This is a genomic window from Azospirillum sp. A29, from assembly GCF_042604625.1.
Taxonomy (GTDB): Bacteria; Pseudomonadota; Alphaproteobacteria; order Azospirillales; family Azospirillaceae; genus Azospirillum; species Azospirillum palustre.
Genome location: NZ_CP170469.1, coordinates 144,334 through 159,737 on the forward strand (window position 1 = coordinate 144,334; position 15,404 = coordinate 159,737).

Genomic DNA, 15,404 nt, shown 5'->3' on the forward strand with positions numbered 1-15,404 from the left:
GATTACCCCAGTGTTGGTGCATGGAGATACGGCCGAGCCGAGCACGGTGGTGATCGACAGCCGCACCTGCCCTTCGGCCCCCGAGCTGCTTCGCGAGTGGCGTGGACAGCGGCAAGAAGATCCGCGGCGTGAAGGTCCATATTGCCGTCGAGAAGTACGGCATTCCGCTGGCGATCGATGCAGCGCCAGCCAACGTACACGACTCCAAGGGCATCGTCCCGGTCCTGCGGGAGATCGCCGGCCGCGGTTTCCAGGGCCCAGCCATTGGTGACCTTGGTTATCCCGGCCAGCGCCTAGCCAAAGCCGGGGAGGCGCTTGGCATCACCATTCAGCCGATCGCCCGAGGGCGCGATGGCGTGTTTATTCCCACCAAAATCGCCTGGGTCGTAGAGCGCTCGTTTGGATGGCTGAGCCGCTACCGACGATTGAACACCATTGTCGAGCGGACGAAGGAGCACCTCGTCGCTTTCATCGAGATCGCCTTCATCTCGATCCTCTCACGCCGCCTGAAGCGGCTCGTCACCCAGGCAATCCCCGCATGAAATCCACGAACAGACACTCAGCAATGGACTGATTTCATCGATCGAAAAGGACAAGATCAGTCCGTCCGTCTCCTCCCTGGAGAAAATTCTCGACAGCTTTCCAATCGGTCTGGCCGACTTCTTTGCGATGCCGTCCGGCGCCTTCGCGGAGTCTGGCCTTGCCGGCCGCATGGACGAAGGGGCATCGCCCTGAGGGCATGGTCCGGCAATCAGGCAATGGCCGCAACGGCCTTCTGAAGCTTGCCGGCGGCAATCGCCTGGGCCAGCCGTTCGAAGTCCGGTCCTTGCGAGCGGTCGTCATCCAGCGGTGCCACAAGGCTGCGGACGAAGCCGTGCACCGCGCGGGTGCCGGTGCCGAGAACGAGGGGGCCGCGCAAATCCACCGCCTGGGCCGCCGCCGCCAATTCGATAGCGATCAGCCAGCGCAGCCGCTCGACGATCTCGCCGGTCTTGGCGACGACGGCGGGCGCCATCGAGGCATGGTCCTCGATGCCGTCGGCCACCGGCAGGACACCGAGCGAGGCCGGCAGGGCGAGGTGGCGGATTTCCGCCTCCAGCGCCGCAATCGTCTTCTGGACGGTGGCGAAGCCGGTGCGGCTCTGGCCCTGCGGGGTGAGGAAGCGCGGCAGATCGGAAACCGTGGGCGACATCAGTTTCATCGTGCGGTGGGCCGCCATGGTCGCCGCCTGGGCCAGCGCCTGTCCCAGCGCCTCGAAACGCAGGACCAGGGCGGTCATGTCGAAATTGCCGTTGTGCAGCATCCCGCCCCCGGCATCCTCGCCAATTCCTGCTTCGGCCGCCACCAGCGGGTTGTCGGCGGCGGCGTTCAGTTCGATGGCGACCGGTTCGCGCGCGGCCTCCAGCGTCACGCGGACGGCGCCGTGGACCGGGGCCAGACAGCGGAAGCTCAGCGGATCCTGAAGGCGCCTCGCGGCCCCTGGCGTCTCCAGGGCGCTGCCGGCGAGCAGGGCCCGCAGCCGGGCCGCGGCCTCCGCCTGTCCAGGGGCGGGCCGTGCCTGCTGGACGCGCGGGTCGAGCGGCTCCAGCTGTGCCCGGAACCCTTCGCAGCTCAGCACCGCGGCCGCATCCAGCGCGTCCAGCGCCACGCGGGCATCCTCCAGCACCAGACAGCCCCGGCCGACCGACAGGGCGTTGGCGACGACGACGGCGTGGCCGTCCTTGAGGCCGAGGACCGGCGGCGCCAACCCGGCGCGGGCCAGTGCCGCGTCGGCGGGCAGGATGTCTCCGCCGACCTCCGCCTCGGCCTCCGGATCGCCGAGCAGGGCGCGGCCGAGATGGGCGAGCGGGGCAAGGTCGTCGGCGCCGATGGAGCCCTTGGACGGCACCAGCGGATGGAAGCCGGCATTCAGCGCGGCGACCAGCGCGTGCAGCATCGACGGCGATGCCCCGCTGCCGCCCGCGGCATAGCCGGCGGCGCGGACCAGCATCAGCGCGCGCAGGATGTCGGTCGGCAGGCGTGGCCCCACTCCGACGGCGCGGGCCGGAACCGCCCGGTGCTGGAAGGCGACGAGATCGTCGGCGGTCAGCCGGGTGTCCACACCGGCCCCGAGCCCGGTGGTCAGGCCATAGACCGGGACCTCGGCCCCGGCCAGCCGTTCGACCACTGCACGGGCGGCGGCGATGCGCGGCGCCACCAGGGGAGCGAGTGTGACGGTCCGCCGCTGCCGCGCCACCGCGACCACCGCCTCGATCGTCAACGGGCCGGCGCCGAGCGCCAGAGGATCCTGCGGCATTTCCAGTTCACATCTGTAGTTTCCTAATCATTTTCCTATTGATCGCCGCGCTATTTGTCTATCAATTTAATCGGCTAAAATGTGAAAAACACAGGTCGATGGTGAAATATGGCGGTCGCGGAGGAAAGCGGAAAGGGTGGGGCGCTGGCTGCCAATGCGCGGATGTACGCGCCGAACGCTGCGGCCGCCGCCGCATGGCGGATGCTGTTCGACTGGGTGTCCGTGCGGTCCGGCGTGCCGCTCGTGGTGCTCGACCATGGCTTCCCGGCCCGGCTGGAGGATCTGTGGAGCCGTGACGATCTCGGCGCCGCCTTCATGTGCGGCTGGCCCTTCGTGCGCGCCGGGTCCCGGCACCGGATCGTCGCCGCCCCGGTGCCGGCAGCGGTCCGCTATGGCGGGCGGGCGGAATACCGGACCGACTTCGTGGTTCGGGCGGAGTCCGCCATCCACCGGCTGGAGGACAGTTTCGGCGGGCGGCTGGCCTACACGGTCGATCATTCCCATTCCGGCTACAACGCCCCGCGCCACCATCTGCTGCGCTTCCGCAAGGCGGACCGCCCGACCCTCTACGCCGCCACGGTCGGCCCCTGCGTGACGCCGAAACGGGTGCTCGACGCCGTGCTGGACGGCAGTGCGGATGTGGCGCCGCTCGACGGCTACACGCTCGACCTGATGCTGCGGCACGATCCCGAACTCGGGCCGCGCATCCGCATCGTCGCCAGCACCGATCCGGTGCCGATGCCGCCGCTGGTCGCCAGCCCGTCGGTCCGGGACGAGGCGGTGGAGGCCCTGCGCGCCGCCTTCCTGGCCAGCGGCGAGGCGCCCGCCCTGGCGACGGTCCGCGACGCGCTGGTGCTGGCCGGATTCGCCGTCACCGCTCCGGCGGACTACGCCGTGACCGAACGCTGGGCCGCCGAGGCGCTGGCCGCCGGCTATCCCGCGCCGGGCTGACCCCCTCATCCATTCGAAACGCGCGATCACCGCAAAGAACATCATGAAGAGGACATCACCATGGCCGATGTGACGAGACGCCGCCTTCTGGCCGCCGGGGCGGCGTTCGGGGTTGCCGGAACCGGCTTCTCCCTGCCGGTTCTCGCCCAATCGGGCAAAGGGGCGGGCAAAGGGGCGGAGCGCAAGAGCATCACGCTGGCCTTGCCGCGCGACGTGCAGCCGCCCTTCGATCCGCTGAACCGGCTGAGCTATCCGGAGGGCAACATCCTGCGCTCCGTCCTCCAGGGGCTGATCGCCTTCAAGCCCGGCAGCTTCGAGTGGGAGCTGTCGGCGGCCAAGCGCATCGAACAGGTGTCGGACACCGTCATCGAGTTCGAGCTGAAGCCCGGCCTGCAATTCCACGACGGTTTCGGCGAGCTGACCGCCGACGACGTGAAGTTCTCGTTCGAGCGGGCGATCAAGCCCGGACCCGACGGCAAGCTTCCGCTGCACGGCAAGGATCTGGCGGCGCTGGAGGAGGTCGAGGTCACCGGCACATACACCGGCCGGATCAAATTGAAGACCCCGGCCCCGGCGCTGTGGCAGGTGGTGCTGCCCGACAATTCCGGCCTGATCGTCTCGCGCAAGGCGTTCGAGGCCGGGGCCTACCGTGCCGACCAGCCGACGAAGGTGATCGGCACCGGCCCCTACCGGCTGGCCGAATGGCGGCCCAACGAGCGCGTCGTCCTGCGCGCCAACCCGGACTTCCAGGGGCCGAAGCCCGGCTTCGAGGAGATCGTCCTGCGCCCGGTGCGCGATCCCAAGACCGCCGAGCTGGCCTTCCGCGCCGACGAGCTGCAATTCACCGCCATCGAGCCGGCCAACGTCGCCGACGTTGCGAAGATTCCCGGCACGAAGATCCTCAAGCAGGATTCGATCAACTTCGTGTGGATCGGCATCAATGTCGAGAAGGCGCCCTTCACCGACCTGCGCGTCCGTCAGGCGATCCGGCTTGCCATCGATGTCGATCAGGTGATCGAAGGCGCCTACAACGGCGCGGTCGGCCGGGCCTACGCCCCGGTGGCGCCGGGGCTGCTCGGCTACTGGAAGGACGCGCCGCGCCGAGCCCGCGATGTCGCCGCCGCCAGGAAACTCCTGGCCGAGGCCGGCGTCTCCGGCCTGCGCACCCGGCTGACGCTGCTGAACAAGCCGGCCTACCAGAATGCCGGCATCATCATCCAGGCCCAGCTTGCCGAGGCCGGGATCACGCTGGACCTCGACGTGCAGGAGGGCGGCAGCTACTGGTCGGCCGGCAACGGCGAGGCCGGCAAGACCCTGGAGCTGTCGCTCCAGCGCTTCGGCGGCAAGGCCGACCCGTCCTTCCAGCTGCAATGGTTCACCGCCGCGCAGATCGGCAGCTGGAACTGGCAGCGCTGGAACAACCCGGACTATGACGCGCTGTTCGCCAAGGCCGGCGCCATTACCGACGCGGCCGAGCGCGCCCGGCTCTACATCGAGGCGCAGAAGCTGATCGACGAGTCCGCCGCCTTCATCTGGCTGACCCACGAGGTCAACGTCTATGCGCTGAAGGACTGGCTGGTGCCGGGCATCCTGCCCAACGGCGACGACCAGCTGTTCAACCGTTTCGGCGCGGCCTGATCGTGGCGGGAGCCATGCCGGTCCTTTTGCGGCATGCCGGGCAGCGTCTCGCCTCCACCCTGCTGGTGCTGGCGGGGGCGGTCGCCCTGCTGTTCGTGCTGACCCTGTTCATCTCCGGCAACCCTGCGCAGGTGCTGCTCGGCCCCCGCGCCACACCGGAGGCGGTGCAGGCCTTCGCCCAGGCGATGGGGCTCGACCGTCCGGTGCACGAGCGCTTCGCCCTGTTCGTCTGGAACGTCCTGCATGGCGACCTCGGCACCGACGTGGTGTCGGGCCGCCCGGTGGCGTCGCTGGTGGCGGAGGTGCTGCCCTACACCGTCACCCTGACCCTGTCGGCCATCGGCATCGCCGTGCTGTTCGGCGTGCCGCTCGGTTGCTATGCGGCGACCCACCCCGGCAGCGCACTGGACCGCGCGGCGGCGGCGGTCAGCATCGGCTTCATCGCCATCCCGAACTTCGTGGTGGCGATCCTGCTGCTGATGGTCTTCTCCATCTGGCTCGACTGGTTCCCGGTCCTGGGCGTCAGCCGGTCGGGGGACATCGGCGACCAGCTGGCGCGGCTGGCCCTGCCGGCGGTGTCGCTGGCGCTCGGCTGGATCGGCTACATCGCCCGCCTGCTGCGCGCCTCGCTGCTGGAGGTGCTGGGCGAGCCGCACATCCGCACGCTGCGCGCCTATGGCGTGCTGGACCGGGTGATCGTCTACAAATACGCCCTGAAGCCGGCGGCGATCCCGACGGTGGCGATCCTCGGCCTGGGCGTCGGCCGGCTGCTCGGCGGCGCCATCTTCGCCGAGATCGTCTTCGCCCGGCCGGGCATCGGCACGCTGGTCTACGACGCGATCTCCTCGCGCAACTACCCGGTGGTTCAGGCCTGCGTGCTGGTCGTTGTGGCGCTGTTCACCCTGACCAATCTGGCTGTCGATCTCAGCTACGCGTGGCTCGACCCGCGCATCCGCAAGGTGGAGAGCCGCTGATGCGTCTTGTTCTGGACCGCATCTGGCGCGACCCGGGCGGACGCGCCGGGCTACTGTTGGTCGTGGCGGTGCTGCTGCTCGGGCTGGCCGGGCCATCGCTGGTTCCCCATGATCCCAACAGGCTCAACATCCTGGCCCGCTTCGGTGGGCCGTCGGCGGCGCATTGGCTGGGCACCGACCATCTCGGCCGGGATCTGCTGAGCCGGATCGCCGACGGCGGGCGGGTGGCGCTGCTGGTGGCGCTCTCGACCATCGCCGTGGCGCTCGCCGCCGGCACCCTGCTCGGCATCGCCGCCGCCTATGCGCCGCCGCCGGCGGAGCGGGCGATCCTCGCCGTCTTCGACATCGTCAGCGCCTTTCCCAGCCTCGTCTTCGCGCTGGCGGTGGTGGCGCTGATGGGGCCGGGGCTGGACAAGGTGATCCTGATCGTCGCCGTGACGCTCGTCCCGCATTTCGGCCGGGTGGCGCGGGCTCAGACGCTGAGCCTGCGCAACAGCCCCTTCCTGGAGGCCGAGCGCGTGCTGGGCGCCTCGCCTCTGCGCATCACGCTCCATCATCTGGTGCCCAACATCCTGGGGCCGCTGGTGGTGCTGGCCAGCATGGACGTGCCCGTCGTCATCACCATCGAGGCGGGCCTGAGCTTCCTCGGCGTCGGGGTGCCGCCGCCGCGGGCGAGTTGGGGAACGCTGCTGCATGACGGCTACATCACCCTGTCGCAATCGCCCTGGCCGGTGATCGCCGCCGGTGCGGTGCTGACGCTGGCGACGCTGGGCTTCACCCTGTTCGGCGAAGCGCTGCGCGATGCCCTGGATCCTAAATCGAGGACGGAACCGTGACCGCTTCCCCGCAAGAAGCGGAGCCGCTGATCGCCATCCGCAACCTGTCGGTTTCCTTCGCGACCGGCGCCGGCCCGGCCGACGTGCTGCGCAACGTGTCGCTGGACCTCGGGCGCGGGCGGGTGGTCGGGCTGGTCGGGGAATCCGGCTCGGGCAAATCGACCCTGGCCTCGGCTATTCCGCGCCTGCTGCCGCGCAACCTGTCGCGGCTGGAGGGCACGATCCGCTACGACGGGCGCGACCTGCTGGCCTTGCCCGACCGCGAACTGGCGGCATTGCGCGGCACCCGCTTCGGGATGATCTTCCAGGACCCGATGGCGGCGCTGAACCCGGTCTTCCGCATCGGCACCCAGCTGGTCGATCTGCAGCGCGCCAGGCGCCCGAAGGAAAGGCGCCGTGCCCTGCTGACGCGGGCGGCGGCGATGCTGGCCCGTGTCGGCATCCCCGATGCCGAACGGCGGCTGTCCGACTACCCGCACCAGTTCAGCGGCGGCATGCGCCAGCGCATCATGATCGCCGCCGCCCTGCTGGCCGAACCCGACCTGCTGATCGCGGACGAGCCGACGACCGCGCTGGACCCCACCATCGAAGGGCAGATCGTCGCCCTGATCGAGGAGCTTCGGCAGGACTATCGCGGCACGATCCTGTTGATCGCCCACAGCCTGGGGCTGGTGTCGCAGTTGTGCGACGACGTGGCGGTGCTCTATGCCGGGACGCTGGTGGAGAGCGGACCGGCCGCCACCGTGCTGGGCGATCCCCGCCACCCCTACACCCGTGCGCTGCTGGCCTGCGAGATCGGCCCCGGCGTCACCCGGCGCGCCACGCTGGCCTCGATCCCCGGCGAGGTGCCGGACGCGACGCGCCTGCCGCAAGGCTGCGTCTTCGCCCCGCGCTGCCCGCAGGCGGCGGAGGCCTGCCGTGCCGCTGTGCCGCCGTTGCGCGTGCTCGGCGGCGGCCGATCCGTCGCCTGCGCCCTGGTCTGAGGAACTTGCCGTGAGCCATCCCCTGCTGTCGCTCGATGCTCTGTCGTTGAATTACGGCACCGTCCCGGCGGTGCGCGCGGTGTCGTTCGACCTCCATCCCGGAGAAACCCTGAGCGTGGTGGGAGAGAGCGGCTCCGGCAAATCCTCGCTGATCCGCACCGCGCTGGGGCTGGTGCCGACGACGGCGGGAACGGTGCGCTTCGACGGGCGCGAGGTCAAAGGCCTGCGCGGGCGCGAGACCAAGGCGTTCCGCCGCGACGCCCAGATGATCTTCCAGGATCCGGCCGCCGCCTTGTCGCCGCGCATGACCGTCCGCAGCCTGCTGGCCGAACCGCTGCGCATCCATGGCGTGGCGGAGCGGGCGGCCTGGCCGGGCGTGCTCGATCTGCTGCGCCGGGTCGGGCTGCCGGAGACGGTGCTGGACAAGCATCCGCACCAGATCAGCGGCGGGCAGGCGCGCCGGGTCGGCATCGCCCGCGCGCTGGTGCTGCGACCGCGCCTGCTGGTCGCCGACGAGCCGACCGCCGGCCTCGACCTGTCGGTGCAGGGCGACATCGTCAACCTGCTGGTCGGCCTGCAGCGCGATTTCGGCCTGACCATCCTGATGGTGTCGCACAATCTCGACGTGGTTCGTGCCATGTCCGACCGGGTGCTGGTGCTCTATCTCGGCCGTGCGGTGGAGGTCGGGCCGGCGGAGCATGTGCTGAACGCCCCCGCGCACCCCTACACGCGGGCGCTGCTGGCGGCGGTTCCCCGCTTCGATCCCGGCACCCGGCGCCGCGCGCCGCCCCTGCCCGGCGAGGTGCCCAGTCCGCGCAACCCCCCGTCCGGCTGCGCCTTCCATCCGCGCTGCCCGCAGGCCGATGCGCGCTGCCGCGCCGAGGAGCCGGCGGAACGCAGCCTGAGCGACGGGCGCCGCGTCGCCTGCCACCACCCCCTGCATGCCGTCCCGGCGGCAGCATGAACGGAGACCCCGCGATGGCGGACATCAATATTTCCTATCTGAACGGCCCGGATGTCGAACGGCTGGCGCTGACCGAAGACGAGATCCTGGCGGCGGTGGAGCAGGCGCTCCACGCCCAGGGCAGCGGGCAGACGGTGATCGAGCCGCGCGTCCACCTGATCCCCGAAAGCTCCACCAAGGGGCATTTCAACGTGCTGCGCGGCGTGGTCAAGCCGCTCGGCGTCGCCGGGGTCAAGGTGGTCGGCGACTTCGTCGACAATTACAGGCGCGGCCTGCCGTCGGAGATGGCGGTGCTGAACCTGTTCGATCCGGAAACCGGGATGCCGAAGGCCTTCATCGACGCCACCGGCATCACCGAGATGCGCACCGGCGCCGTCACCGCGCTGGGCGCCAAGCATCTGGCGCGCAAGGACAGCCGCATCCTCGGCCATATCGGCGCGCGCGGCACCGCCTATTGGAATGTCCGGCTGCTCGACCGGCTGTTCGATTTCGACGAGATACGCGTCCATTCGCGCCGTCCCGAGAGCCGCAACGGCTTCGCCGAACGGCTGTCGCGCGATCTCGGCAAGCCGGTGGTGGCGACGGAGGACTGGGAGAGCTGCGTGCGCGGCGCCGACATCGTGGTCGAGGCCTCGCGCCTGCCGGAGCCTGCGCCGCTGCTGAAGACCGGCTGGATCGCCAAGGGGGCGCTGGTCGTGCCCTACGGCACCATGAGCGCGGTCGAGCTGTCGCTGACCGACATCATGGACAAGATGGTGGTGGACGATTGGGGCCAGTGCCGCAAGGGGCTGCCCTTCGGCGCGCTCCGCGCCCATGTCGACAGCGGCCGGCTGAGCGAGGAAAACCTGCATGCCGAACTCGGCCAGATCGTCGCGGGTCTGCGGCCGGGCCGCGAGAACGACGGCGAGACCATCCTGTTCTGGCATCGCGGCCTCAGCCTCAGCGACATCGCGCTCGGCCATGCGCTGCTGGAGAAGGCTGCCCGGCTGGGCGTCGGACAGACTCTCCGCTTCGCATGAGGGGCGCTTGGCGCAATCGACCCCTTGTCCGCGTCAGTGGGTGAAGGGGTGGGGCGGCTGGTGGTGTGGGGTGAACAGATAGCGCCGGGCCACCTCGCCGTACCCCCGGTAGACCAGACCGCCGTTGCGGGCGATCAGCGCGCTCCGGTTCGCACGGTAATAGGCGGGGATGGCGTACCAGGGCAGATCCGGCCGCAGATGATGGACGACATGCAGGTTGTTGTGGAGGAACAGCAGCCCGAACAGCGGCGCGCGCTCGACGATGGCGGTGCGGTGGTCGCTGTCCCCGGCGGCGCGGTGCTCAGCGAAGGACCGGACCAGGGCCAGGGCGAAACCGGGATAGACATAGAGCAGCGCATAGGCCCACAGCGGAATTCCGCAGACCAGAATCACCCAGGCGGCGACCGCTCCTGCCGCCGCGCCATGCGTCAGCCAGATGGTCCAGGCTTCGCGGTCGCCGCGCGCCAGCAGGACGGCCTCGCCGCGCAGGAAGCCGGCGATGGCGAGGGCCGGTCCGATCGTCAGACGGCCGGCCAGCGTGTTGTCGACCCGCAGAAGGGCCCGCGTCAGCGGACCGCGCGCCGCCCACTGCGCCGTGGTGACATAGCGGGATTCGGGATCCTCGACCGGATCGGTCAGCCACTCTTCACGGTGATGGGTTGTGTGCGACTGGCGGTAGCGCTCATAGGGAAGCCAGAGGCTGAGCGGGGCGAATCCCAGCGCCGCATTGACCCTCGCCGAGCGGGTCGGGTGGCCGTGGATGACCTCGTGCTGCAACGACATGTGCCAGGCGATCAGCCAGGACCCGAGCGGCAATACCACCCACCAGGGCAGGGCATGATCGAACCATGTCAGCAGCCCCCAACCTCCGTAAATGACCAGCGCCAGAATCCAGGTCGGCGCTTCCGGCAGGCCGCGCAAGCGTGCCCATCGGCTGGAGGAAGGCACGGCCACGTCGATCATAGAATTCACCATATGAATTGGTTGTTCATTTTTAAACTATATCTCACTAATAGGAAATAACGCAATGGAGCGTGAACTGAGCCATGGAGCCGCATCCATCGGCGTTGTGTGGCGATCCGGCGCTCTCGAAACGGCAGGAAAAACACACTAAAAAATTGTTCGATCCATAAATTCACATTTTGCATACGCTTTTATGTTGCGAAACAACAGATCCATCGATAACCCTTTGGGAAAAGGGAGTTGCAGACCATGGATGAAGTTGGAATTCAGCGGCGCAGGGCGCTCGGTGCGATCATGCTGACCGGCGCGGGGGCCGGGGCCTCGCTGGTCGCGGCCACGCCCGCGCCGGCGGCGGCGCAGCAGTCCGCCGATACGCTCCAGCAGGTTCGCAACCGCGGCGAACTGCGGATCGGAACGCCGCCGGGCGAGCCCTGGTTCTTCAAGGATCAGCGGTCAGGCGAGTGGAAGGGGATCGGCTGGGGTGCCGGCGTTGCCCTGGCCGAGGAGCTCGGCGTCAAGCCGGTCGCCGTCGAGACGACCTGGGGAACCGCGGTCGCTGGGCTCCAGGCGGGGCAGTTCGACGTGCTGTTCGCCATGGACGCGACCCCCCAGCGTGCGCTCGCCGTCGATTTCCCGGTCCAGCCGATGTTCTATTACGCGCTCGGCATCCTGGCCCGCGACGGTCTGGCGGCGAAGAGCTGGAGCGACCTCGACAAGCCCGACGTGCGCATCGGCGTCGTGCTCGGCACCTCGCCGGACCGCGAACTGACCGTCCGCCTGACCAATGCCAAGCTGGAGCGTTTCCCCAACATCGACGAGGTCGGGGCCGCTTTCGTCTCCGGCCGCGTCGACGCGGTCTCGCTGTTCCATCCGGCGCTGGTCATGCTGCGCAGCCGCGTGAAGCGCGGCACCGTGCTGCTGCCCGACCCGATCCGTGCCGCCTCCACCAGCGCCGGCGTGCGCCGCGACGTGGACAAATCGTGGCGCGACTGGGTCGGCATCGCCATCCAGTCGCTCTATGAGTCGGGCCGGATCCAGAAGATCTACGAGGAGTTCCTCGCCTTCCGCGGGATCGATCCCAAGGACGCTCCGGCGCTCGTGCGCGAGCAATGGTCCCGGACCTGACCCGGTCATCCGCCCCCGGCCGGTCCGGGGGCGGTCTCGCAGCGCAGGAACGGGAGCGCAGGAACGCCTGATGGGCTATGTCTGGGATTTCTTCGCCGTCGCCCGCAACGCCGACATCCTGCTGGCCGGTCTGGGCCAGACGCTGCTGCTGTCGGTCTGCGGCATCGCGGTGGGGGTGGCGATCGGCGGCGTGCTGGCGGCGATGCGCCTGTCGGGCCGGCGGACGCTGGCCTGGCCGGCGCTGGCCTTCACCGAATTCTACCGCAACACGCCGCCGCTGGTGCATTTCTTCTGGTTCTTCTACGGCCTGCCGATGGCGTTCGGGCTGACGCTGCCGCCTTTCGCCGCCGCCCTGGCGGCGCTGGGCGTGCAGTCCGCCGCCTTCTTCGCCGAAGTGTTCCGCGGCGGCATCCTGTCGGTCGAGACCGGACAGTGGGAGGCCGGGCGGGCGCTCGGCATGGGGCGGGCGCGGCTGATGCGGCGGATCATCCTGCCCCAGGCCGCCCGCCGGATGGCGGCGCCCTTCGTCGAACGCAGCTTCGAACTGGTGAAGACCACAACGCTGGCGGCAGCGCTGGCCTTCCACGAGACGATCTACAGCGCCATGGTGATCGTGACCCAGACCTATCGCCCTCTTGAGGTCTACACGGTAGTCGCCGGACTGTTCTTCGTCGTCCTGTTCTCCGCCAGCCAGCTGGCCGAGTGGCTGGAGGCCCGCGGCCGCCGGGCGGGAGCGCGATGACGATGCCGACGATCACGATGCCGGAGCTTCAGTTCGGCGAGGTCTTCGCCAACATCGACCTGCTTTTCGAAGCCTGCGGCCTGACGCTGGCGCTGTGGGCGGTGGCGCTCGCCGCCGGCCTGTCCGGTGGCCTGCTCGTCGGCCTCGCCCGCATCTCGCCGCGGCGCTGGATCGCCTGGCCGGCGCGCGGCTATGTCGAGCTGTTCCGCAACACCCCGGTGCTGGTGCAGCTGATCTGGTTCTACTATGCGCTGCCGGTGCTGAGCGGCATCCAGCTGCCGGCCTTCGCCGCCGCGGCGCTGGCCCTGAGCCTGAACGCATCGGCCTATTGCGCCGAGATCTACCGCGGCGGCATTCAGTCGGTTGCGGCCGGACAATGGGAGGCGGGGCGGGCGCTCGGCATGGGGCGGCTGCGGCTGCTGCGCCGGATCATCCTGCCCCTGGCGGTGCGGCGCATGGTGCCGGCCTTCACCAACCGCGCGGTCGAACTTGCCAAGAACACCTCGGTCGCCTCGATCATCACCGTGCACGAACTGATGTACACGGCCCGGCTGTTCAGCAGCCAGAACTACATCCCCATGGAAACCTTCACCGTCGTGGCCATGATCTATTTCCTGCTGATCTACCCCTTCACGCTGGCATCCTACGCGCTGGAACGGCGCTTCGCGGCGGGACGGGCATGACCGTGGCCGGCGACGTCGTGTTGCAGGTCGAGGATCTGCACAAGAGCTTCGGCTCCACCGAGGTGCTGAAGGGCATCGACCTTTCGGTGCGCCGGGGCGAGCGCATCGCGATCCTCGGTTCCAGCGGGTCGGGCAAGAGCACGCTTCTGCGCTGCCTGAACGTTCTGGAGATGCCGACCAGGGGCCGCCTGATCCTCGACGGCGAAGCGGTGGGCAGGCCGGCGGCCGACGGCGGCACCCGCTACCGCGAGGCCGAGCTGAACCGCCTGCGGGCGCGGGTCGGCATGGTCTTCCAGCAGTTCAACCTGTTCCCCCACATGACCGCGCTGGAGAATGTGATGGAGGGGCCGCTGTCGGTGCTCGGCCGGCCGAAGGCCGAGGCGCGGCGGACGGCGCAGCGGCATCTGGAGCGGGTCGGCCTCGGCGGGAAGGCGGAGGCCCATCCGGCCCGTCTGTCCGGTGGCCAGCAGCAGCGCGTCGCCATCGCCCGCGCCCTGGCGATGGACCCCGAAGTGCTGCTGTTCGACGAGCCGACCTCGTCGCTCGACCCGGAGCTGGTGGGGGAGGTGCTCGGCGTCATCAACGACCTGTCGGAGGACGGGCGGACCATGCTGCTGGTGACGCATGAGCTTGGCTTCGCCTATCACTTCGCCACCCGCATCCTGCTCCTGCACGAGGGCCGCATCCTGGAGGACGGCCCGCCCGAGCAGGTGCTGAAGTCCCCGCGCGAGGAGCGCACGCGGCGTTTCCTCGACCGTTTCACCGCATTCCGATTCTGACGGTTCGCCCATGCAACCCGTTTCCATGCCGATGCGCGCGCCATGACCTCGCTGACGCGGCGTCTGGCCGATTTCGCGGCGGGGCTGGAATTGGCGGACATCCCCGCCGACGTCCTCGCCAAGATCAACCTGCATCTGCTCGATGCGCTCGGCTGCGGCCTCGCCGGTGCGGACACCGATCTGACCCGACGCGTGCTGGCCGCCGTGCGGGCGGACTGTGCCGACGGTCCCTGTCCGGTGCCGGGCATGGGGGTGTCGCTCGCGCCGGCCGGTGCGGCCTTCGTCAATTCCACGGCGATGAACGCGCTCGACCACGACGACGGCTTCGAGGTCGACGGCAAGGGCATGGGGCATCCGGGGGCGACGCTGGTCGCCGCCGCGCTGAGCGGCGTGGCCGTGTCCGGTGCCGACGGCGCCACGCTGCTGGCGGCGCTCGTCGCCGCCTACGAGATCAACGCCCGCATCATCCTGTCGATCCAGCCGAGCCAGGAGCGGTTCCGGCAGGTCTATGGCGTGTGCCAGCACCAGTCGCTCGCGGCGGCGGCGGTCTACGGCCGCCTTCTCGGGCTTGATGGTGCCGCTCTCGCCAATGCCTTCGGCTTCGCCGGCACGCTGGCGCCGGTGCCGAGCCTGCGGCGCTACAATTGGGATGCCCGCCCGCTGGTGTCCTTCAAGGATTTCAACGCCCCGGCCACGGAGGCTGGCCTGCGTGCCGTCCGCTATGCGATGGCGGGGCTGGTCGGTGCCGCCGATGTGCTCGACGGGCCGACCGGGTTCTGGCGGATGATCGGGTCCGACCGCTTCGATCCCGACATCCTCTGCGACGGGCTGGGAGAGGTCTGGTGGGCGCGCAATGCCAGCTTCAAGCCCTATCCGGCCTGCCGCTGGATGCACACGGCGCTCGAATCCTTCGAGACGCTGCGCGACAGCCACGGGCTGGCGGCCGGCGAGATCGAGCGGATCGAGGTTCTGACCTCCGCCGGTCTGGCGCGCGACTTCATGGATGCGGCCCCCGCCACCATGGTCGATGCCCAGTTCAGCCTGCCTTACTGTCTCGCCTGCCTCGCGCTGGGGCTGCCGCCGGTGGACTGGCATGCCGCCGGAGCCCTCGCCGACGATGAGCGCGCGGCTGTGGCCGCCCCCTTGGCCGCCCGTGTGACCGCGACCGTCGATCCCGGGATCGACGGGGCGATGAGCGGGGAGACGCGCCGGCCCGCCGGACAGGTGCGGGTGCGGGCGCGCGGGCGCTGGTTGGAGGGGCCGCGGCTGTCCCATCCGCGCGGCTGCCGCGAACGTCCGATGGACGATGCGGCCGTGATCGCAAAGTTCCGCGCCAACGCGGCGCGGGTGCTGGCCGAACCGGCGGTCGACCGCCTGCAAGCCACCGTGCTGACCATCGGAACCGCCGGCGACGCCCGCTGCCTCTTCGGGGATATGGCGGCGGCCTGACC

The 15,404-nt window shown here is 69.7% G+C and carries 15 protein-coding genes; 13 read left to right on the top strand and 2 right to left on the bottom strand.

All coding sequences use genetic code 11. The features are described 5' to 3' along the window. The first annotated feature begins 101 nt into the window (after window positions 1–101). The gene (locus ABNQ38_RS34770) at window positions 102–542 is read left to right on the top strand and encodes a transposase (protein WP_377811423.1); all 441 of its coding nucleotides are present in this window, start codon (window positions 102–104) and stop codon (window positions 540–542) included. A gap of 209 nt (window positions 543–751) precedes the next feature. On the opposite strand, the gene hutH is transcribed toward ABNQ38_RS34770, so the two are convergent. Beyond that, complete coding sequence (hutH, locus tag ABNQ38_RS34775) at window positions 752–2,296, bottom strand: histidine ammonia-lyase (protein ID WP_377811424.1); 1,545 nt, start codon at window positions 2,294–2,296, stop codon at window positions 752–754. A gap of 108 nt (window positions 2,297–2,404) precedes the next feature. Here hutH and ABNQ38_RS34780 point away from each other — a divergent pair, with 108 nt between their 5' ends. From ABNQ38_RS34780 to ABNQ38_RS34810, 7 genes are read left to right on the top strand one after another with little or no spacing between them, the layout of a single operon-like run. After that, the gene (locus tag ABNQ38_RS34780; protein ID WP_377811425.1) at window positions 2,405–3,247 is read left to right on the top strand and encodes a phosphate/phosphite/phosphonate ABC transporter substrate-binding protein; all 843 of its coding nucleotides are present in this window, start codon (window positions 2,405–2,407) and stop codon (window positions 3,245–3,247) included. Between the two features lie 60 nt (window positions 3,248–3,307). Further along, window positions 3,308–4,885, top strand: a complete 1,578-nt coding sequence (locus ABNQ38_RS34785) for an ABC transporter substrate-binding protein (RefSeq protein WP_377811426.1) — start codon at window positions 3,308–3,310, stop codon at window positions 4,883–4,885. Between the two features lie 14 nt (window positions 4,886–4,899). Next, window positions 4,900–5,859, top strand: a complete 960-nt coding sequence (locus ABNQ38_RS34790; protein ID WP_377811427.1) for an ABC transporter permease — start codon at window positions 4,900–4,902, stop codon at window positions 5,857–5,859. Next, window positions 5,859–6,695 (top strand): ABC transporter permease, encoded by an 837-nt coding sequence (locus ABNQ38_RS34795; protein WP_377811428.1) that lies wholly within the window; start codon window positions 5,859–5,861, stop codon window positions 6,693–6,695. The genes ABNQ38_RS34790 and ABNQ38_RS34795 overlap by 1 nt, the downstream gene beginning before the upstream one ends. Continuing rightward, window positions 6,692–7,678, top strand: a complete 987-nt coding sequence (locus ABNQ38_RS34800) for an ABC transporter ATP-binding protein (RefSeq protein WP_377811429.1) — start codon at window positions 6,692–6,694, stop codon at window positions 7,676–7,678. Before ABNQ38_RS34795 ends, ABNQ38_RS34800 begins: the two co-directional genes overlap by 4 nt. 10 nt (window positions 7,679–7,688) lie before the next feature. Further along, window positions 7,689–8,642 carry an ABC transporter ATP-binding protein gene (locus ABNQ38_RS34805; protein ID WP_377811430.1) on the top strand — a complete coding sequence of 318 codons (954 nt, stop codon included), beginning with the start codon at window positions 7,689–7,691 and terminating at the stop codon, window positions 8,640–8,642. A 14-nt stretch (window positions 8,643–8,656) separates the two neighbouring features. Further along, complete coding sequence (locus ABNQ38_RS34810; protein ID WP_377811431.1) at window positions 8,657–9,661, top strand: ornithine cyclodeaminase family protein; 1,005 nt, start codon at window positions 8,657–8,659, stop codon at window positions 9,659–9,661. 33 nt (window positions 9,662–9,694) lie between these two features. Here ABNQ38_RS34810 and ABNQ38_RS34815 read toward each other — a convergent pair whose 3' ends face one another. After that, window positions 9,695–10,624, bottom strand: a complete 930-nt coding sequence (locus tag ABNQ38_RS34815) for a fatty acid desaturase (RefSeq protein ID WP_377811432.1) — start codon at window positions 10,622–10,624, stop codon at window positions 9,695–9,697. Between the two features lie 249 nt (window positions 10,625–10,873). Here ABNQ38_RS34815 and ABNQ38_RS34820 point away from each other — a divergent pair, with 249 nt between their 5' ends. The 5 genes from ABNQ38_RS34820 (at window position 10,874) to ABNQ38_RS34840 (ending at window position 15,402) form a co-directional block, all read left to right on the top strand. After that, on the top strand, window positions 10,874–11,749 hold the full coding sequence (locus tag ABNQ38_RS34820; protein WP_377811433.1) for a transporter substrate-binding domain-containing protein: 876 nt from the start codon (window positions 10,874–10,876) through the stop codon (window positions 11,747–11,749). Window positions 11,750–11,819: 70 nt separating this feature from the next. Continuing rightward, the gene (locus ABNQ38_RS34825; RefSeq protein ID WP_377811434.1) at window positions 11,820–12,491 is read left to right on the top strand and encodes an amino acid ABC transporter permease; all 672 of its coding nucleotides are present in this window, start codon (window positions 11,820–11,822) and stop codon (window positions 12,489–12,491) included. A gap of 2 nt (window positions 12,492–12,493) precedes the next feature. Continuing rightward, entirely contained in the window at window positions 12,494–13,174 is a 681-nt protein-coding gene (locus ABNQ38_RS34830; protein WP_377811435.1) for an amino acid ABC transporter permease, read from the top strand. After that, window positions 13,171–13,953, top strand: a complete 783-nt coding sequence (locus ABNQ38_RS34835) for an amino acid ABC transporter ATP-binding protein (RefSeq protein ID WP_377811436.1) — start codon at window positions 13,171–13,173, stop codon at window positions 13,951–13,953. The genes ABNQ38_RS34830 and ABNQ38_RS34835 overlap by 4 nt, the downstream gene beginning before the upstream one ends. 42 nt (window positions 13,954–13,995) lie before the next feature. After that, a complete protein-coding gene (locus ABNQ38_RS34840; RefSeq protein ID WP_377811437.1) occupies window positions 13,996–15,402 on the top strand; it encodes an MmgE/PrpD family protein in 1,407 nt (468 codons plus the stop codon). Window positions 15,403–15,404: the final 2 nt, after the last annotated feature.